Below are 18,667 nucleotides of genomic sequence, written 5' to 3'. Positions count from 1 at the left end.
ACTTGCGCATGCAGAGAGGACTAGAGACACGGCGACAGCGATCGACTTGCTTGCGGACGGGGATTTACGAATCACGAGAAGACCTGCGGAAAGAAAGGTTGGTGTCACCTCGCCGATTTGGTCTTCGTACCTTAAGGCGGGCTTAAGGCTACAGAGGCGCCGACTTGTCAGGATCTCGGGAACGACAGGACAACTTTGAATTCGTCTGCGGAGCCGTCGAAAAGCAGATCTCCCCCAAGCTTCCTCATTGCCATATCCACAATTGCGAGACCGAGCCCGCTACCGTCGGCTGAAGACAAGCGACCGCGTTTAAACCGCTCCCGCACGTCTGCCTGATCTACCAAATCTATGCCGGGACCACGATCAATCACTTCGATGTCGAGTGAGGCCTCTCTATCTTGAATTCGCACGTCTACACTAGAATTCAAGGGCGAATACTGAACAGCGTTTTCCATCACATTTCGTAGCGCAAGGCGCAGCAGATTGATGTTTTTCACGGGAACGATCTCCCCGCGCGGCGCGCTGACCTCGATCGAGATCGATCGCTTGTTTGCCAAACCCTCAAGATCGGCACGCGTATCCGCCAGAATGGTTGCGAGAGCTGCCATCTGCACGTCATCGCTCCGCTCGGCTGAGTCAACGGAGGCCAGGTCGATAAGTTGCCGAACCAGACGACTGGTTCTATCAACGCTCGTCGAAATTTGGGCCAATGCCTTCTCGCGCACCCCTGTTTCATTGCTGCGCAATGCTACCTGCGCCTGTGTCTTTAGCCCTGCTAGCGGCGTTTTCAGTTCATGTGCCGCATAGGCAATGAAAGTCTTTTCTCTTTCCCGGGCTGCTTCAACTCGATGGAAAAGCAAGTTCAGAGATTTTAGGAGTGGCTTGATCTCGCTTGGCACATTCTTCTGCTCGATAGCATGCAGTTCCTCGGCCGATCTGGTGCTGATCGATGTTGCAATTCGGTTGAGAGGACCGAGCCCCTGCGCAACGCTTAGCCAGATCAGGAGGGCCAATACCGGGAGAATGGCAACGGCTGGAACGAGTTGCCCTTTGACGACATCCGCCACCAACCTGTCACGGATCTCTACACTGTCTCCCACAAGGACACGAACGTTGAGGCTCTGATTAACGACTGCAAAGACCCTCCATCGAACACCATCCACAATCGTTTCGCTGAACCCATCGCGGTTCTCCGTCAAGGTTTCCGTTGGTGCGCTTTCGGATCGGCTGACGAGTTTTCCCTCAAGCGACCAGATCTGGCAGGATAGCTGTCGACGATAGTCGCTTTGTAGTTCGAACGACTGGCCGACGTCACTTGTCCGGATACTGTCGACGGCAGCCGCGACATCGATATGGTGGTCGGTGATCAAAGAACTCACCATTCTTGCCGCTTCAGTCAATCGCGCATCGAGAACCCGCTCAACCTGATGCTGCACACTGGAATATGTCCAGAAGACCGCGAGCAGCCAGACGGCTCCAGTTGCCACGAGCAGGATTGCGAACAAGCGCAGACGTATCGAGCGCATCTAAACCACCCCCAGCCTGTAACCGACACCCCGGACGGTCTCGATGGCACTGCTGCCGAGCTTAGCCCGTAGCTTGTGGATGTGCACCTCAATGGTGTTGCTCTCCACGTCCTCCTGCCAGCCATACAGACGCTCCTCCAGGGACTGCTTGGAGTGGATGGCCTGCGGACTTTCCATAAGGGCGTGAAGGATGGAGAACTCGCGGCGCGACAGGCTGACTTCCATACCGTTTCGGCTGACCTGCATCGAAGCCGGATCCAGTGTCAGTTCGCGAACCTGGATCGTCGCACTCGCCCGGCCCCCAGCGCGGCGTGTGATCGCCCTTAGGCGTGCTGCGACCTCATCGAGGTCGAAGGGCTTTCCGAGATAGTCGTCTGCGCCTGCATCCAGACCGTCGATCCTGTCTCCGACTTCATCCTTGGCGGTCAGAAGCAATACGGGGATGCGGTTGCCTGCCCGGCGGATGCTGCTCAGAACATCCAATCCCGAACCATCTGGAAGCATTCTATCGAGGACGACGGCATCGAACCGATCGGTCCTCAGGGCTTCAGTGGCATCAGCGGCCGTCGCCACGCCATCGGCCACGAAACCACTCAGCTTCAGCCCTTCGCTCAAGCCATCCAGCAGGATTGGATCATCTTCTACTATCAGTATTCGCAACTGTGCCTCCACGCATCCTGCTCATCGTCCTACTGCAAACTTCACCTTAAGCCTGCCTTAAGCTGCCTGCCGGATCTCTTCCCACAGGAAACGAGCAGACGAGAGGATATGGCGGATGAGGATAATCGCAATCGCGTTTGCGATCTTGACGATGCTGTCGGCGGTTTCTCCGGCCGCAGCAATCGAAAAGCCACTGGAAATGGATCAGGCCTTCAAGGCAACCGTCGAACGCGAGGAGGACGGCAGAGCTGTAATTCGCTGGCAGATCCTGGACGGCTACTATCTCTACCGTGATTATCTGAGTGCCGAGAACGAAGACGGGAGCAGGCTGGAGCTGCAGACTATTCCCGGCACGATGAAGGACGACCCAAACTTCGGCTCGACAGAAATCTACTATTCATCCGCCACTGCGTCGCTGCCCGGCGCACCACAGAAATTCCGCGTGACCTATCAGGGTTGCCAGGACAAAGGGCTTTGCTATCCGCCAACCACTAAGACCGTCGATCTCGCAAGCTTGTCCGTCGAGGATGGCAGGATCTTCTCGTCAAGCGGTTTCGCCCCTGCCCGGCAAACCTCGGCCACATTCTCCGAGATCGATGCCGAAAACGATTTCTCCCTGTCCGACGAACATGCCCGGACCGCGGTCGATCGTATGCTTGCCGACGGAGGAATGGTCCTGCTGCTTGGCGGCTTTGTCGGGTTCGGCCTGCTCCTCGCCTTCACGCCGTGCGTTTTCCCTATGTATCCGATCGTTGCCGCCATGCTCACACGTGAAGGCGAACGGCTGACTGCCCGGCGCGGGTTCCTGCTGTCGTCCTCCTACGTGCTGGCGCTCGCAATTGCGTTCGGCCTACTGGGAATGGCGGCCGCCTGGTCCGGGCAAAACCTGCAGATCGCGTTGCAATCGACCTATGCGGCCGGCGCGATCTGCATTCTGTTCGCTATCCTCGCACTGTCGAATTTTGGCCTGTTCCATATCCAGATCCCCTCCGCGATTTCAGCCCGGTTCGGGAAGACGTCCAGGGGCCGGGGCACCATCGCCGGTGCAGTGGCACTGGGCTTCACGTCTGCGCTGCTCATTGGACCCTGCGTGACCGCGCCGCTGGCCGGCGCACTTCTCTATATCGCCCGTACCGGAGACGTCGTGATCGGCGCCGCTGCCCTGTTCGCGCTTGGTCTCGGAAAGGGGATCCCGCTGATCGTCATGGCGACTGCGAGCGGAAAAGCCCTACCCCGTGCGGGGATGTGGATGGAGAAGGTGCGGCAGCTCTTCGGCTTCGCCTTTTTGGCGACCGCCCTCTGGATGGCCACACCCCTTGTCCCTGAACAGGTCGCTCTGCTCGGCTGGGCGTTGGTTGCTCTCTCTTTCGGGGTGTTTGCCTTCAGCGCGGCCGCCGCTCACTCCCAATCGGGCATGACGGTGGTTGCCCGCACGACCGGGCTGGCCTCCGTAATCTGGGCTGGCCTGCTGTTCGTAGGGCTCGGCCTCGGCGCCACGGATCCGCTGGCTCCGCTGAAGCCGCTGACGGGCTCCGGTGGACCCGCAGCAATCGCCTCGATCGACAAGGCAGACTTCGCCAAGGTTTCCTCCATTGCGGATCTCGGCGACCGCATTGATGACGCGCCCGGACACGAGTCGACGCTGCTTTACGTGACGGCGGACTGGTGCGTGACATGCCGCACGATCGAACGTTCACATTTCACTTCTCCCGAGGTTATCGCGGCTGTGAACGGATTGAACCTCGTTAGCCTCGACCTGACGAAACTTGATGCCGACAAGCAGGCGACACTGTCAGCTCTGAAGGTGATCGGTCCGCCGACCATGGTGTTCCTCGACAGCAAGCGCAGGGAGCCGTCGGCAACCAGGCTGGTTGGTGAATTCTCGATACGCGATCTGGCCACTTCCGCTCGCAAAGCCAAACACGGAGAACTCTGATGTATTCAAGGCGCGATTTCCTGGCAGGCGGTATCGCCGCCGCAGGAGGAGTACTCCTTACCGGACAAACAAGTCAGGCACGGCAGTTGAGCACGAACGACGTATTCTACGACAAGGATGCGCCAGTTCTGGGCAATCCCAAGGGCAAGGTCACCGTTGTGGAATTCTTCGACTATCAGTGCCCCTACTGCAAGAGTTCCCATGCCATGGTGAAGAAGGTGGTTGCGGCTGACGGCGATGTCCGACTCGTCATGAAGGATTGGCCCGTGTTCGGCGGCGCATCGATCTTCGCCGCGCAGGCGGTTCTGGGAGCGGCCCAGATCGGGAAATACCAGGTCGCCATGGACGCCCTGATGAAGACGAAAGCCCGTCTTTCTGAAGAAGATGTCGAAAAGGCTCTGACGGGAGTTGGCTTGACGATGAAGGAGATCGCAGCATCCGTGAACAAGCATAACAAGAAAATTTCCGGAATCCTCGATCGTAACTACAACCAGGCACTCTCCTTCAATTTCGTCGGTACGCCTTCCTTCGTGATCGGAAAGACGATCTATCCCGGTGTACTCGATGAAAAGGGATTGAAGGAGGCTATCAGGAACGCCCGTGCCTGACCTGGCGCAGCAACCTGCGAGCGGTGAGCCTTAATACTCACTTAAGGTTGGGCGCTGACCCTGATTTAAAACACAAGGACCCCATCAATGATAAATGTGAACTACAGGCGCCATGCCTGCATCTCCGCGCTCCTCATTACGCTTGTTGCGAGTCCTGTCACGGCCGTGCCCTCCCAGGCACAGGAGGTATCCAAGGAACTGCCTCCGATTTTGAAGTCCATCGAACTTCAGGGATTGAAGATCCTCGGTGAGATGGACGTGCCCGGTGGCTTGCGGGCTTTCGCCGCGAAGGCCGGATCCCAGCCGCTTGCCATCTATCTGACCCCGGATAACAAGCACGTGGTCGTCGGCACGCTTGTGGATGCCGATGGCCAGAATATGGCTGCCGCACAGTTGAAGGCGTTGGCCGAGAAACCGATCCTTGAGAGCGGCTGGAAACAGCTCGAGGGTTCGACATGGGTTGCGGATGGCAAGGCGAAGGCGCCCAGGATCGTCTACACCTTTACTGACCCCAATTGCCCGTACTGCAACAAGTTCTGGCACGCCGCGCGGCCTTGGGTCGAAAGTGGAAAGGTCCAGTTGCGACACGTCATGGTCGGCGTGATCCGTCAGGATTCCCCTGCGAAGGCCGCCGCCATACTCGAGGCGAAGTCCCCTTCCGGCGCGCTGACGGAAAACGAGTTGAAGCACAGGGACGGCGGAATCAAGCCCGCGTCTGCGATCAGCGCGAAGTCCGCGGCCAGTCTCGACAGCAATGCCAATCTGATGACCGAGTTGGGTTTTGGCGGCACTCCGGCGATTGTTTTCAAAAAGGCTGACGGCAGTATCGGCACTGTCGCTGGAATGCCAGAAGACGCGGCGCTCGAAATGATATTCGGGAAACAGTAGCATCGTTGGCTTGCAGTAGCGCTAAGAAATCGACTCGCGTCGCGCTAGGATAAAAGGACACCCAAAAAAGGGAATCGAAACAGCAGCTCTTGCGTCCAACCCGGCCCACTTCGACGAGACAGGTCATGAACAGGCACAAAACATGAGCGCCCGTATAGTCAGACGGTTCAGGCAGCGCATGCGGTCTCGGACACGCGCTCTGACGCGTTGCCGAGATGATCGTTAGGCTCAGGACTCGTTGATCAGAGCCAGAAGATGACGGTTGCAGCGAGAGCGATGGCGGAGAAGAAGGCCATTGGGCCCCTGTCGTAGCGCGTCGCCAGTCCTTGAGACGCCCGAACATGATCTCGATCCGGTTGCGCCGTTTGTAGCGGTGCTTGTCGTGTTTGACGTTCTTGTTCCGGGATTTCCTACCCGGAATGCAGGGAGTGATCCCCTTCGCTTGTAAACCGTCACGAAACCAGTCGGCATCGTATCCACGGTCGGCCAACAGCTATTTGGCCTTGGGAAGCTCGTCAAGCAAGGCGGCAGCACCGGTATAATCGCTAACCTGACCTGCCGTTATGAAGAAACTGATCGGGCGGCCGCTGGCATCTGTCAAGGCATGAAGCTTGGTGTTCATGCCGCCTTTCGTGCGACCGATCAGGTGGCCCGCGCCCCCTTTTTACCCACAGGCCGGAAGCCGTGCGGTGAGCCTGGAGATAAGTCGCGTCGATCATGATCGTCTTGCACTCCGGTGCTTCAGGCACAGCCAGCCCTTCCATCATCTGGAGAAAGATGCCCTTGTCACCCCAACGTTTCCAGCGGTTATAAAGCGTCTTGGACGGGCCTATTCCTTCGGCGCATCGCGTCACCTGAGACCGTTGCGGTTGACGAAGATGTGCCACTCAGAACGCGCCGATCATCAACGCGCTGAGGGTCATGGCTCTTGGGGAAATAGGGCTGAAGACGAGCCATTTGCTCGTCCGTCAGCCAAAATAAATTACTCATCAGTCAGGCTCCTTCTCCAGAAGCCTGAATCATCGGTGGCTGCCAAAATCAATAGGTCCTGACCGTAGGACTTGGTGTGTCCGGACTGTATGTTTGTCAGGGCGTGTACAGCGGATTGGCACCACCACCCTACCCGACCTGCTCCCGAAAATTGTGAAAGGACGAAAAGCAAGATACAACCAATTATTCGCTTCGAAATGACTAGATAATTGTATTATAGCCGCGCATAAATCATTTGATAGATTGGGTTTATAAAGAAGTGACTATTCTAAAGGGTGCCCCAAATTTAGCGAGTGCCGTGGACGGCGTTCTTAGTCCTCTACAGATTGAAGTCGTTCGCAAATTGATACCCATTGTCCGTGCGGGTAAGTGGCCAATCGGAGGGAAAATTTCTGACGCCGCTCTCGCCCGCGAATTCGGCATTTCGCGTACGCCTGTTCGGCAGGTACTGCAATTCCTTGCTGAGAAGGGAGTTGTAACGCAAACCGAAAATCGCGGCTTCATCCTCGTGCGTGTACCTTCCGCAGATGACCGCTTTGAGGAGATTGTGCCACCATCAGAGATCGATGTGCTGTACCGGAAAATTATGCACGCGAGAGCCAACGGCCTGATCGGCAGCGAAGCGTCCGAAACCGAATTACTTGAACATTTCGGGACGTCACGCGGTGTCGTGCGTCGCACGCTGATGCGCCTGTCGGCCGAAGGACTGGCTGAACGGCGTGAAGGGCACGGCTGGCGTTTTGCCGAATGCCTCGACAATCGGCAGGCGGTCAACGAAAGTTATGCATTCCGCGCCATTATCGAATGCGGCGCCGTCATGGAAGATACATTCCGAGTCGACATGGACATGCTGCTGGAGCTCGAAAGTGAACAGACGGCACTGCTTAACGCTCCCTTAGCATCGATTGAAGGGTCGGCCTGGTTTGAGGCAAATGCTCGCTTCCACGAAACCGTCGTTTCCTGGGCCAACAACCGGTTTCTCGAACAGGCGATCCGCCGTCAGAACAGCCTTCGGCGCATGACAGAATATGCCGAATTTGCTGAACTAAGCGAAGCTGGCGTACGCAAAGCGGCACGGGACCACCTGGCAATCCTCGAAGCCATCAAAAGCGATGACCGCAAGCTGGCTTCGGCCATCCTCTTCCGCCATCTCAGCCGTTCTTCTGCGAGTGGTGAGGCGCGCCCTGCCCGGCTGGGTGATTGATCGCAGATGGCAGCACGTATCTTCTGCCGTGACCTGTGTGCTGAGCGCGGCGAACCGGCATCTGGACTTGGCCCATCGTCAAAAAGCTATGTGCTGCTGCATTGGCCGCGCGGTGACTGGCGAGTGCCACGCATCAAATCGAAAAATATGCCGGAAGGGCTCGGGCAGGCAATTCTGGCTGCCAATGCCGCGGGCATTCACGTCGCTCTGGTTGATGGCGACGACATCGGCTTCACGCATCAGGATATTGTCAGAGACCATGTGACGCCTGAGGAAGCCGAACAGCTGCTGCTGCATATTGCCGGTGGAGGCGTGCTTGACGGCACACATGACCCACGCTTGACCATCGTGTGCTGCACCGATGGCAAACAGGACCCTTGCTGCGCCCGTTACGGCTTCGCGACATGGAAGGCCCTGCGGCAGGCGGCAGACCCAAGTCGTTTCCGTATCCTGCAATCTACCCATCTCGGCGGATGCCGATTTGCCGCCTCGCTTGTCGTTTTACCGCAACGGGCCCGTTACAGCCGACTGGAACCATCACAGGTTGGCGAGTTTCTCAGCTGCCTTGAACAGGGCACCCCCTACCTGCCCGCCTATCGCGGCAACCCTTCCTACGACGCGCCAACACAGACGGCGGAAATTGCGCTACTGGAATGGGCAGGACAGCGCGGCATAACAGGGGAGCTGACACTGCATAAAACGGAGAGCGAAATCTCCAGCCCGGAGCAGGTTCATTTCCGAGCAACGATTGGTATGCAACGCGCCAATGTAACCGTTGAGAGACCGGAGTTTGCGGTCAACACGCGCTGCGTCACGATTGGCGAACCTGAGGGCACAAAAAACGTGGTGCGGTGGGTCGCCACATCTGTTCTGGCCGAAGACTGAACGTTGCAATCCTCGGCCAACCGATATTTTCTCAGCCTTCGAGAACAGCCGAGAAGAATGCCTTGACGGGTGGTTGAATACCGGTGCCATCATGGCTGATGCCGGCAACCGTATCGAAACGTGGCTCGACACCAACCGCCTTCAGGCCCTTTTCCAGGGTGCGCAAGCGCTCAACGCGGGTTTCACCGCTGTCATTGATACCCTCCATCCAGAAGGGTGATTTTGGCCCGACGGTGACGTCCCAGGTTTCGATATCCGCATCACCGATTACCAGCTGCACGGCCACTTGACGCATGGCGTCGATATCAATGGGTTGGCCAAATATCTCTTCCATGCCGTTCAAACCGACCCACCAATTTGCACGATCATCGGGAAGCGTGACGGTACCGGGCGCACCGACCGAAACGGCGTGAAGCCTGCGCGGGTGCAGATAGAGAAAACGATGGGCAAATTGCGCACCACCGGAAAAGCCGTGCATCAACACCTTGTCCTTCTCGACACGGTAACGTGTCGCCAGTTCATCGATCATATCCAGCAGAACAAGATCATAACGAATGCCGTGATAGATCATGTGTTTGTAGTTGTGCAGATCATCAGGGTCATCAATGCCCGCCGGGAAAAGCGGTGCCAGCAGGACGCATTGATGTTGTTCGGCAAAGTCGACGAATTCATCACGCAGAATATCAGCATCCCGCAGGCTGCCATGAACGAGGACGGCAAGGGGATGTACAGTTTCACCGGCCGGATCATATCCTTCAGGAATATAGCAGCACCACGAAAAGCGCTGATCCATACGCGACGCAAAAATCGGTGTGCGGCCGCGGCGATAGAAATTGAGTGGCACGGCCTTTTGCTGGGCAGACATGAGACGATTCCCCTTAGAGTTTTTTCGGCGGTTGCCGGCTGGCGTAATCGGCCAGCACGCGGTTCATACGGGCAAGCACGCCCTTTAATGCCTCGTAACCATCGTTACGCTCGCGCGTTGTCTCATCCATGTAGAGCTTGCGGTTGATCTCAAACTGCACACTGTGGCGTTGAAGGGCCGGGTTCGAATAGGCCGCAACCAGTTCTGCGCCACGAAAAGGTTTGTTGAGCGCAACGACCAACCCCTCCGCTTCGAGAGTTTCGGTGATCAGCGCTATAAATTCGCCGGAGGCCGACCCGCCATGCAGATCGCCAAGGCAAATATCTGCCCGCACCGCTCCCGCCGGATCAGACGAAATCGCATGGCCGACAGCGGTCATGGAATGGCAGTTGATGTGATAAACGCGACCAAACCGGCTGTAGACCGCATTCAGCAGGCCAGCCAGATGCTCATGGTAGGGCTGCCAGTAGGTGGCGATCCGCGCCTCGGCTTCCGCCACACTCATGGGTGCCGCATACATTGGCTCATCGCCCCAGGCATAACGCCACATCAACCCCATGCCACGTTTTGCGGTTGCGCTTTCACGCACCGGATGAGGCCAATCACCGTCCACAAGCTGCGTGTCCATATCGAGCAAGGACCGGTTCACATCGAGAAAACTGCGTGGGAAATGTGCACTCAGTAGCGGCGCACCGACATCACATGCCGACAAAAACAGATCATCGATATACGTATCGGCCGCCACTCTCACACGCTCTGCGGAAACAGCAGGGTTAAATCCCTTGGGCATGTCCAGACCGCTATGGGGACTGTCAAACACCATCGGCACCAGAGGTACGCGAGGTGCAATCACCGAAAGCACACCGTCCAGCGTGACATCTTGCAACTGGCTATAGAGCGGGGTCATTTTTGTGTTCCTTCCGTTGCGCCCGGGTTGAGGCGCGCATTCACCTTGTCCATCGCACGGGTGATATCACCGAGCTTTTCGCCATCGAGCAGCCGCTGCATAGTGCGGGCAACACGTGTCTCACGAGCGATACAGATCTCAGCGATGTCTGCTGCCTCATCTGCTGGCAGCACCACCACGCCTGACGCATCCGCCAACACGATATCGCCCGGCAAAACCGGCACACCACCGCAGGCGATCGGACGATTGAATGTGCCGCCGAGATCAAGCTGGCGGGTCGTGACAGACGAAACACCACGGCACCAGACGGGCAGCCCTTCGGCAATGATCTCCGCGACATCTGTACACGGACCGTCAATGATAACACCGGCAACACCTGCCGTACGCGCAGCCCGTGCAACCGCACCGCCGAGGCAGGCATGGCGACTGTCGCCCAGCCGGTCGATCACCAGCATGTCGCCGGGGCGCACCTGGTTCAGCGCGTAATGCAACAGCGTCGAGCACATGGCGGGAATGGCGAGCGTGACGGCACCCCCGGCGCGGGCCTGTTGTTGCGGCAAGACCGCCTGAATGGAACCACTCATGAAACCGGTGTGACGCAGATGCCCGACACTGGCCGTCTCAATCTGCTGCAATGCATCGATTACCTCCTGCGGAGGCTTAACCGGCATCGCACCGATACGTAATTCAGTCATGGCTTTCTCCTTGCGACGGCCCTGCGGTAGGCGCCTCAAAAGGCTGTACAGCGTTTCGTGGATCGAAACCGGCAAGATGGCGCATCAGCCGCGCGGTATGGCCAACAATATGGTCACAGATCACCTGACCTTTTTCAGCACTTGCCAATGAGGCCCGACCACCGAGCATGCCGGCTGGATCGACCTCGGTGCAATCAATCGGTATCTGCACCGGTATTCCCTCAAAACGCGTGGCAGAGACCCCACCAACAGGCAGACCGAACACGCTGCCACGCGGCGCGGGATCGCGCATCGCCTCTGTTCGCACCAGGTCGGGAAAAAGATGCATATAGACCGAGGTCATCGGTTCGCCGCCGTGACCGCGCACACGCGTTGCATCATCACCGTAAAGTGTCTTCCACAGGCTATCCGGCAGGCTCTGCCAGATGTTCAGCGCCGGTATCAGCACGCCTTTTTCGCGGCGCAACTTGCGGCAAACCTGATCGATCAGCGGTGCATTCGTTGTGTGACCGTTAAAAATCAGCAACTGTTCATGGCCGTGATCAAGGAAGGAAGTCAGAATATCCTCAAGCACAGCGGTGAACGTTGCGGCACGCAGCTGAATTCCACCGGCAATAGCACGGAAAAATTCGGCATGGCCAAACGGCAGAACAGGTGCTGTCAGCCCATCACCCGCTCGAGCGCTCATTTCTGCCAGCCGTTCGGTCAGCATGAAGTCACCCATCGGCGCATGCGGCCCCTGCTCTTCCTGCGAGGCAAGCGGAATGAGAATGACTGCGGGGCGTTTCATACGCGCCGCAAATGTCTCATGCGTCATGCGGTAAATCGCAACCGGTTCATCATCAACCATGGGGCTGTTTCTCCTTTGCATGCTGCTCCAGCAGTCGCCCCTTGATGTCAGGCAATTCAAGCTCGGATGAATTGACATTCACCCTCCTCGAAAGCGTCACCGAGCCATCTGCAAAACGTAAGCGAACAGTATCGCGAAACGCCGTTTCAACGAATATCCAGTCCATTTCCAGAACCGTGTCGGCACCGTCATTTTCAAGAAGACGGGCCGAGGCCAAGACCCTCAATCCTTCGGCTGGCTGGTAGGAATGGTGCAGCCTTGCGCCGGGTATAGTGGTGACAGTTTCAATGTAAAAACCACATCCGGCCCGCACGTGATGTTCACCATCGGCGTCGCGAAGAATGATACTCAGCTCAGTATTGTTGGTGGCGAGAGAAATGCTCTCGATACCTTGATCGTTGGGCTCGATAACCCATGTGCCGCATGGCACTTTGTCCGGCGAAAACGCCTTGTCTGCATAATTTTCCAGCTTCAAACCGGCCAGACGCGCGTCCAGTTTTTCGGCACTCTCAGACGTGCCACCACCCTTCCCGAGCGCTGGACGCAGTAAATCATAGATCAGCTGATGGACACGGCGATCACTGTCTTCCAACCCGCCGGTAAACGCCACGACCGCATTTTCTTCCGGCAGGACGATACAATACTGGCCAAACAAACCATTGGCAGAAAAACTGTTATGGGGACCACGCCACCATTGATATCCGTAGCCTTCACGCCGGCTAACCTTTTGACCATCACCAACTTCGCCCGGACCGAGATAATGGTCTCCGGTAAACACACCGAGCACCACATCCCGAATTTGCATGCCGGTTGCCGCCTGCACCCATTGGCGCGGCAAAAGCTGACGACCCTGCCATTCACCATCCTGCAAATGTAATATGCCGAGTTTCAGCATATCCTCGCTGGTGCAGCTGAGACCGTTGCCACCGGTGTTGACGCCGTCGGTACCCGTATCCCATGTCATGGTGGCAGACATGCCCATCGGTTGGAAAATCCGCTCACTGAGGTAATCGGCGATCAACCGTCCTGTGACTTGCTGCACGATGGCAGACAGCATGTAGCTTGCGGCACTGTCGTAGACGAACACGTCTCCGGGATTGTGGGGGCTCGGTTGGCGCAGAAAATCGTCCACCCAGCTTGAAAGCACCCGACGCCAGGAGCCACCGGAAATTCCGCGCCCATGACCGCTGGTCATGGTCAGCAGATGCCGTACCTTCATGGCGCGCAAGTTATCGTCGACCGGTCCTGCATAGTCAGGGAAAAATTGCAGCACCGCATCATCGACCGACAGCAGGCCATCCGACACCGCCAAACCAACCGCCATGGAGGTAAAACTCTTGGTCACGGAATGCATCATATGCGGGCGAGCAACGGAATAAGGCGCCCAGTAAGCGCTGGTGATCAGCGCGCCATCCTGCCAGATAAGAAGGCTATGCAATTCGAGATCGTGACGTTTGATCTCATCCAGCATGGCAAGGATTATCGCCGGATCTGTGCCACGTGAGGCGGGTGTTGCCCGTGGCAGATCCGTGGTTATTGCTGTCATTTTCATTGCAATGCGTCCGCCTGCTGTTTTTCCGTTTCTGCGAAACGCCAGTTCAGCGAAACGCCGGTTTCGGTGCGGGTCAGGGTTGGGATGGCCGAAAGCAAGGCGCGCGTATATTCCGATCGCGGAGCATCAAAAATGTCGTCGCGGTTGCCTTGCTCAACGATCGCGCCGTCACGCATCACCACCACCCGGTCGGCAAGCTGCTCGACCACACCGAGATCATGGCTGATGAACAGGCACGAAAAACCATATCGTTTCTGCAGATCAGCCAGCAGTTCCAGCACTCTGGCGCGCACGGTAACGTCAAGTGCCGACACCGCCTCATCAGCGATCACGAACTGCGGTCGCCCTACAATGGCACGCGCAATTGCCACGCGTTGACGCTGGCCACCGGAAAGCTCGTGCGGAAACCGGTCGAAATAACGCCCGTCGAGCCCTACTTCTTCCAGAATGGTGCGGGTACGGTGCTGCTTTTCTTCCCGCGTCGACGTAGTGACGTGACGCAGAGCCTCTGCGACGATATCGCGGATTTTCATGCGCGGATCGAGTGAACCGAACGGGTCCTGAAAAATCATCTGGCAGTTGAGGCGGTAATTGCGCCATGCAGGCGAATCCGGCTTCACTTCTTCGCCGGCAAAGAAGATGCGGCCGGCAGACGCAGGTACCAGCCCGGCAATACAACGGCCAAGCGTGGTCTTACCGGAACCGGAGGCACCGACCAGCGCCACGATTTCGCCCGGCCGCACCGCAAGGTCGACACCATGCAAAGCTTTCTTGGTCTTCCGCGGCGCCATAAAACCGGCGCGGGCACTATATGTGACCTCAATGCCGCGCACTTCCATAACCGGTTTCGATTGCGGATCAATGTCTCTCAGCGGCCCACGCATCGGCATGGATTGCAGCAATTCGCGTGTGTAATCATGGCGCGGATTGGAAATGATGTCCGTAACCGGCCCCTGCTCGACAATCTCGCCTTGCCGCATGACGATGACGCGGTCACAGTAACGCGCCACCATCGGCAGGTCGTGGCTGATCATCAACAATGCCGTGTTTTCACTGCGCACCATTTCCAGCATCAGTTCCAGCACCTCGCGTTGCACCAGCGCATCAAGCGCCGTGGTCGGCTCGTCGGCGATCAGCAGGGATGGTCGCAGCAGCATCGCAGATGCCAGCATCATGCGTTGGCGCATGCCGCCGGAAAAATGATGCGGGAATGCCAGCAAGGCACCCTCGGGATCATGAATGCCAACACGCCGCAAAATCTCGAGAATTTTGGCGCGCCGCGCCGCAGCGTCCAGCCGCGTGTGCAGTTTCAACGGCTCTTCAAGTTGCTTGCCGATGGTCATCGACGGATTGAGCGAGGTCATCGGTTCCTGAAACACCATGCCCAGCCGAGAGCCACGCAATGCGCGGATTTCCTTGCCTTCCATTGATGGTACAGAGCGACCTTCGAAACGGATATCACCGCCGGAAATGGCAATCGCCGGCGGCTGGAGACCCATGAGGCTGCGTGCCACCATGGTTTTTCCCGAACCGCTTTCGCCGACAATACCGACGATTTCACCGGCACCGACACTGAACGAAACATCGCGAACGATGCGATGATCATCAATTCCGTTCACGGAAAGACTAAGGTTTTCGACCTGAATAAGAGGCTGGTTCATTGCTTACAATCCTCGCATGCGGGGGTCGAAACGGTCGCGGATCGCATCACCGAACAGATTTATGCCAAGCAGTGACAGGGAGATGCAGAGACCAGGGAAGATGCCGAGCCATACGGCTTCTGCGATATGCGGACGGCCACTGGCCAACATGTTGCCCCAGGTCGGCGCTGGCGGCGGTACACCAAGACCAAGGAAGCTAAGTGCACTTTCAGTCAACAGCACCGATCCGAACATGGAGGTTGCCAGCACGATCACTGGACCGAGGCAGTTCGGCACAATATGGCGGAACATGGTGTAGGCAGCCGAATTGCCCATGATGCGGGATGCTTCGATAAACTCCCGCTCACGCAGTGACAGCACCGAACCACGCACCACACGGACCATGGACGGCGTATAGGCAATGCCGAGCGCCAGGATGATGCCATACATATTGGCGCCGGTAATCGATAGCAGCGCCAGCGCCAGCAGCATGCTGGGAAACGCCAGCAGCGCGTCGTTGAATGCCATGATGACGCGGTCTGTCCAGCCACGGGCATAACCCGCAAGAACACCAAACGACACACCGGCCAGAACGGCGATGCACACAGTCACAAGGCTGATCGAGACACTGGTACCTGCCGCCGTCATCAACCGGGACAGGACGTCGCGACCAAATTCATCGGTTCCAAGCCAGTGGGTCGCGTCCGGCGCCTGCAATTTGGAACGCAGATCGATGCGCATCGGGTCGAAAGGTGTCCAGATGCGGCCGGCAAGCGCTGCCCCGAAAAAACAGGCGAGAAGTGCGCCGCCGAGGATACGGTTTCGTTGATGGCGTTTCATTCTGCAGTCACTCTCGGATCGAACAGGGGGTAGAGCAGGTCAACCAGCAGATTGACGAGCAGATAGGTGACGGCCACAAACAGCAGGCAGCCCTGCACGACAGCGTAATCACGAGCATAGATGGAATCGACGATCAGTCGGCCGAGGCCCGGAATGGTGAACACGGTTTCCACCACGGCAACACCGCCGAGAAGATTGCCGAGGATAAGACCAATCAGTGTCCAGGTCGGACCGAAGGCATTGCGTGCCGCATGGCGCAGAAGCACTGCCGCCTCGCCCAAACCCTTGGCGCGGGCATGGGTAATGTAATCCAGCCGCAGCACATCAAGCGTCGAGGCGCGGGCCATACGAACGATAATGCCCACCTCGTGCAGCACCAGCGTTGCCACCGGCATGATCAGGTAGATCAATCCGGCTACCGGATCGTCGGTGACCGAGACATAACCCAACACCGGCAACCAGCCGAGCTTGAGACCGAAACCGAGCAGGATCATCAATCCCAACCAGAAGGTCGGGATTGAAAGCAGCAATGTCGACATGGCAACAATAGCGAGATCAAGGCCGCCATTCTGTTTCCACGCCGCTGCCATGCCCAGTGGCACGGCGATCAGAACGGAAAGACCAACTGCAATCAGCACCATCCACGCACTGGTCGAAAACCGCTGCAGCACAAGGTCAAGCACCGGCTGGCCATTCAGCACGGAGTGACCGAGATCACCTTGCATGACATTGCCAAGCCAGATGACAAATTGCAGCGGAACGGGTTTATCCAGTCCCATCGACTGGCGGGCGGCGGCCAGCGCATCAGCATGAGCGAGATCGCCGAGCATCAGACTGGCCGGGTCGCCGGGTATCAGGCGGATGAGGCCAAACACCGCCATCGAAACGATGAACAGGGTGGGGATTGCCGACAATAGTCGGCTCAAGGCAAATTTCAGCATGGTCAGTATCCGCCAGTCATTCTCACTGGGTTTTCTCAACGCCCCAGAAGCGGGCAAAGCCCTGCCAGGTGCGATATCCCTTTACCTTCGGGCCGGACACGCCGACATCGAGGCCATTGGCCAGCATCACCAACGGTGCCTGCTCCAGAAAACGGGCATGCAGATCATCAAAGATTGCCTGACGTTTTGCCTGATCGGTTTCCTGCAGCGCCTGATTGACGAGCTTGCTGACATCAGCATCATCCCAGACAGCATTGGCCTTTTTGGCTTTCGAGCCGACAACCGTCTGATAGGCGAGCGCCGGATCGGTACGGTTGGAATAATTGAACGCCATGATCTGGTATTTACCGCTGTTGAAGCGGTCGAGTTGGCTTGCCCATTCAAGGACTTCAATTTCCGCGTTGATACCGGCGGACTGCAACATGGCCTGCGCGATGATTGCAGTATCGTAGTTGATGGCCGAGCGACGGTTGGTGAGAATGTTGATCTTCTCGCCCTTGTAACCAGCCTTGGCCAGCAGTGCCTTCACGGTATCAGGGTCATAGGTGTAACCCTTGTCTTGCGCCGCCGTATGATAAAGCGAGCCGGATGCAACGAGCGAATTGTTGGGAATACCCAGTCCGTAAGTTACGGAATCGACGATCTGCGGTGTATCCAGCGCGGCAATGACTGCCTGGCGCATTTCGACCTTCGACATCAACGGATCAGCCGTCTGGAACAGCATGGTCACAAGGCCACCGTGAGGAGCCGCAACTATGGTGAAGTCCTTTTCGTCCTTCAGCTTTGCGGCTTCGCCTGGCGGCAGGTAGGGCAGCACATCAAGCGCACCACTTTTAAGACCGGCCACCGCCGTTGCGGTGTCCGGCACCACAACATACTTCACCTCGTCAACAAGCACTTCCTTGCGGCCGCCGTAACCGTCGGGCTGCTCTCCTGAAATGGAATAGTCGGCGAACTTCTCCAGGGTCAGTCCCTGCCCGCGCTTCCATTCACCAAACTCAAACGGGCCGGTGGCGATTGGCGCCTTCCACTTGCCGTCATCTCCGAATGAAGCACGGTGCACGATACCCGTAGAACCACACTGCGCCTGCGCCATATAGTTCAGGAACATCGCATTGGGGCGATCAAGCGTCACGACAACCGTGTTGTCCTTTGCCTCGATTGTTTCCACCTTGGCGTCACGGCTGCCATCAAAGAATGTCTTGCAGCTGAATTCCGGATCACGAATGAGCTTTTCGAGACTCCACTGCACATCGGTAGCGGTCATCGTCTCGCCATTGTGGAATTTCACGCCGTCACGGAGGGTAAATGTATATGTCTTGCCATCATCGGATACCGCCCATTCCTTGGCCAGCATCGGGCGAATTTCGCCCTTTTCACCTGCAGCAACCAGTCCTTCAACCACGTTGAGCATGACGGAATCCGTGCCTGCATCGCGGTTTATGCCCGGTTGGGAGCTTCTGATATCAGCGGTAATCTGCACGTTCAGCGTATTGGCTGCGGCCAATCCGGGAAGAGCCAGGGCCACAGATGCTAATAATGCACGCAAGGCCGGTTTCGACAGTGACATAAGTTCGCCCTCTTGTTTTATGTTTATGTAAAAAACATTTCATATGTAAAAAACATAGTCAAGCATGTTTCGATATGCATTATGAAAACATGTTCGAGCCACCAAATTAC

16 protein-coding genes and 1 pseudogene are annotated in these 18,667 nt (G+C 57.3%); 5 read left to right on the top strand and 12 right to left on the bottom strand.

Translation table 11 applies throughout. From position 1 onward, the window contains the following. Nucleotides 1–167 precede the first annotated feature (167 nt). Both ASB65_RS26475 and ASB65_RS26470 read right to left on the bottom strand, forming a co-directional pair. A complete protein-coding gene (locus ASB65_RS26475) occupies nt 168–1,526 on the bottom strand; it encodes an ATP-binding protein (RefSeq protein WP_060725934.1) in 1,359 nt (452 codons plus the stop codon). Next, nucleotides 1,527–2,186: a response regulator transcription factor gene (locus ASB65_RS26470; protein WP_060726016.1), complete on the bottom strand. Its 660-nt coding sequence runs from the start codon at nt 2,184–2,186 to the stop codon at nt 1,527–1,529. 115 nt (nt 2,187–2,301) lie between these two features. On the opposite strand from ASB65_RS26470, the gene dsbD reads away from it, so the two are divergent. The 3 genes from dsbD (at nt 2,302) to dsbG (ending at nt 5,618) form a co-directional block, all read left to right on the top strand. Continuing rightward, nucleotides 2,302–4,122: a protein-disulfide reductase DsbD gene (dsbD, locus tag ASB65_RS26465; protein ID WP_060725933.1), complete on the top strand. Its 1,821-nt coding sequence runs from the start codon at nt 2,302–2,304 to the stop codon at nt 4,120–4,122. Then, nucleotides 4,122–4,730 carry a DsbA family protein gene (locus ASB65_RS26460; protein WP_060725932.1) on the top strand — a complete coding sequence of 203 codons (609 nt, stop codon included), beginning with the start codon at nt 4,122–4,124 and terminating at the stop codon, nt 4,728–4,730. Before dsbD ends, ASB65_RS26460 begins: the two co-directional genes overlap by 1 nt. Before the next feature lie 87 nt (nt 4,731–4,817). Then, nucleotides 4,818–5,618: a thiol:disulfide interchange protein DsbG gene (dsbG, locus tag ASB65_RS26455; RefSeq protein ID WP_060725931.1), complete on the top strand. Its 801-nt coding sequence runs from the start codon at nt 4,818–4,820 to the stop codon at nt 5,616–5,618. Nucleotides 5,619–5,860: 242 nt separating this feature from the next. On the opposite strand, the pseudogene ASB65_RS27935 reads toward dsbG, so the two are convergent. Then, nucleotides 5,861–6,608: pseudogene (locus ASB65_RS27935) on the bottom strand (IS5 family transposase). A 298-nt stretch (nt 6,609–6,906) separates the two neighbouring features. Here ASB65_RS27935 and ASB65_RS26445 point away from each other — a divergent pair. Together ASB65_RS26445 and ASB65_RS26440 are read left to right on the top strand one after the other, a co-directional pair. Then, a complete protein-coding gene (locus tag ASB65_RS26445; RefSeq protein ID WP_080868751.1) occupies nt 6,907–7,812 on the top strand; it encodes a GntR family transcriptional regulator in 906 nt (301 codons plus the stop codon). 6 nt (nt 7,813–7,818) lie between these two features. Further along, on the top strand, nt 7,819–8,697 hold the full coding sequence (locus ASB65_RS26440) for a sucrase ferredoxin (RefSeq protein ID WP_153463928.1): 879 nt from the start codon (nt 7,819–7,821) through the stop codon (nt 8,695–8,697). A 31-nt stretch (nt 8,698–8,728) separates the two neighbouring features. On the opposite strand, the gene ASB65_RS26435 is transcribed toward ASB65_RS26440, so the two are convergent. Genes ASB65_RS26435 through ASB65_RS26395 form a run of 9 tightly spaced genes read right to left on the bottom strand, consistent with a single transcriptional unit; the run spans nt 8,729 to nt 18,557 of the window. Beyond that, nucleotides 8,729–9,562 (bottom strand): hydrolase, encoded by an 834-nt coding sequence (locus tag ASB65_RS26435; RefSeq protein WP_060725929.1) that lies wholly within the window; start codon nt 9,560–9,562, stop codon nt 8,729–8,731. 13 nt (nt 9,563–9,575) lie between these two features. Next, nucleotides 9,576–10,469 (bottom strand): N-formylglutamate amidohydrolase, encoded by an 894-nt coding sequence (locus ASB65_RS26430; protein WP_060725928.1) that lies wholly within the window; start codon nt 10,467–10,469, stop codon nt 9,576–9,578. After that, a complete protein-coding gene (locus ASB65_RS26425; RefSeq protein WP_060725927.1) occupies nt 10,466–11,164 on the bottom strand; it encodes an RraA family protein in 699 nt (232 codons plus the stop codon). Before ASB65_RS26425 ends, ASB65_RS26430 begins: the two co-directional genes overlap by 4 nt. Then, entirely contained in the window at nt 11,157–11,981 is an 825-nt protein-coding gene (locus ASB65_RS26420; RefSeq protein WP_272870428.1) for a creatininase family protein, read from the bottom strand. Before ASB65_RS26420 ends, ASB65_RS26425 begins: the two co-directional genes overlap by 8 nt. Before the next feature lie 25 nt (nt 11,982–12,006). Next, a complete protein-coding gene (locus tag ASB65_RS26415) occupies nt 12,007–13,566 on the bottom strand; it encodes a serine hydrolase domain-containing protein (protein ID WP_060725925.1) in 1,560 nt (519 codons plus the stop codon). Then, nucleotides 13,563–15,227, bottom strand: coding sequence for an ABC transporter ATP-binding protein (locus ASB65_RS26410; RefSeq protein ID WP_060725924.1), 1,665 nt, complete (start codon nt 15,225–15,227; stop codon nt 13,563–13,565). Before ASB65_RS26410 ends, ASB65_RS26415 begins: the two co-directional genes overlap by 4 nt. A 3-nt stretch (nt 15,228–15,230) precedes the next feature. Next, nucleotides 15,231–16,046: an ABC transporter permease gene (locus ASB65_RS26405; protein ID WP_060725923.1), complete on the bottom strand. Its 816-nt coding sequence runs from the start codon at nt 16,044–16,046 to the stop codon at nt 15,231–15,233. Continuing rightward, nucleotides 16,043–16,987: an ABC transporter permease gene (locus ASB65_RS26400; protein WP_060725922.1), complete on the bottom strand. Its 945-nt coding sequence runs from the start codon at nt 16,985–16,987 to the stop codon at nt 16,043–16,045. Before ASB65_RS26400 ends, ASB65_RS26405 begins: the two co-directional genes overlap by 4 nt. A gap of 22 nt (nt 16,988–17,009) precedes the next feature. Continuing rightward, nucleotides 17,010–18,557 (bottom strand): ABC transporter substrate-binding protein, encoded by a 1,548-nt coding sequence (locus ASB65_RS26395; protein WP_060725921.1) that lies wholly within the window; start codon nt 18,555–18,557, stop codon nt 17,010–17,012. Nucleotides 18,558–18,667 lie beyond the last annotated feature (110 nt).

It is taken from the genome of Agrobacterium tumefaciens str. B6, assembly GCF_001541315.1.
Taxonomy (GTDB): Bacteria; Pseudomonadota; Alphaproteobacteria; order Rhizobiales; family Rhizobiaceae; genus Agrobacterium; species Agrobacterium radiobacter.
This window is presented reverse-complemented; position numbering and strand designations above follow the sequence as displayed.

What these genes read in the sequence shown, in the direction of transcription:
- ASB65_RS26420 (WP_272870428.1), bottom strand. Translation starts at nt 11,981, where the DNA reads ATGACGCATGAGACATTTGCGGCGCGTATGAAACGCCCCGCAGTCATT.
- ASB65_RS26435 (WP_060725929.1), bottom strand. Translation starts at nt 9,562, where the DNA reads ATGTCTGCCCAGCAAAAGGCCGTGCCACTCAATTTCTATCGCCGCGGC.
- dsbD (WP_060725933.1), top strand. Translation starts at nt 2,302, where the DNA reads ATGAGGATAATCGCAATCGCGTTTGCGATCTTGACGATGCTGTCGGCG.
- ASB65_RS26440 (WP_153463928.1), top strand. Translation starts at nt 7,819, where the DNA reads ATGGCAGCACGTATCTTCTGCCGTGACCTGTGTGCTGAGCGCGGCGAA.
- ASB65_RS26460 (WP_060725932.1), top strand. Translation starts at nt 4,122, where the DNA reads ATGTATTCAAGGCGCGATTTCCTGGCAGGCGGTATCGCCGCCGCAGGA.
- ASB65_RS26475 (WP_060725934.1), bottom strand. Translation starts at nt 1,526, where the DNA reads ATGCGCTCGATACGTCTGCGCTTGTTCGCAATCCTGCTCGTGGCAACT.
- ASB65_RS26400 (WP_060725922.1), bottom strand. Translation starts at nt 16,987, where the DNA reads ATGCTGAAATTTGCCTTGAGCCGACTATTGTCGGCAATCCCCACCCTG.
- dsbG (WP_060725931.1), top strand. Translation starts at nt 4,818, where the DNA reads ATGATAAATGTGAACTACAGGCGCCATGCCTGCATCTCCGCGCTCCTC.
- ASB65_RS26430 (WP_060725928.1), bottom strand. Translation starts at nt 10,469, where the DNA reads ATGACCCCGCTCTATAGCCAGTTGCAAGATGTCACGCTGGACGGTGTG.
- ASB65_RS26415 (WP_060725925.1), bottom strand. Translation starts at nt 13,566, where the DNA reads ATGAAAATGACAGCAATAACCACGGATCTGCCACGGGCAACACCCGCC.
- ASB65_RS26410 (WP_060725924.1), bottom strand. Translation starts at nt 15,227, where the DNA reads ATGAACCAGCCTCTTATTCAGGTCGAAAACCTTAGTCTTTCCGTGAAC.
- ASB65_RS26395 (WP_060725921.1), bottom strand. Translation starts at nt 18,557, where the DNA reads ATGTCACTGTCGAAACCGGCCTTGCGTGCATTATTAGCATCTGTGGCC.
- ASB65_RS26405 (WP_060725923.1), bottom strand. Translation starts at nt 16,046, where the DNA reads ATGAAACGCCATCAACGAAACCGTATCCTCGGCGGCGCACTTCTCGCC.
- ASB65_RS26425 (WP_060725927.1), bottom strand. Translation starts at nt 11,164, where the DNA reads ATGACTGAATTACGTATCGGTGCGATGCCGGTTAAGCCTCCGCAGGAG.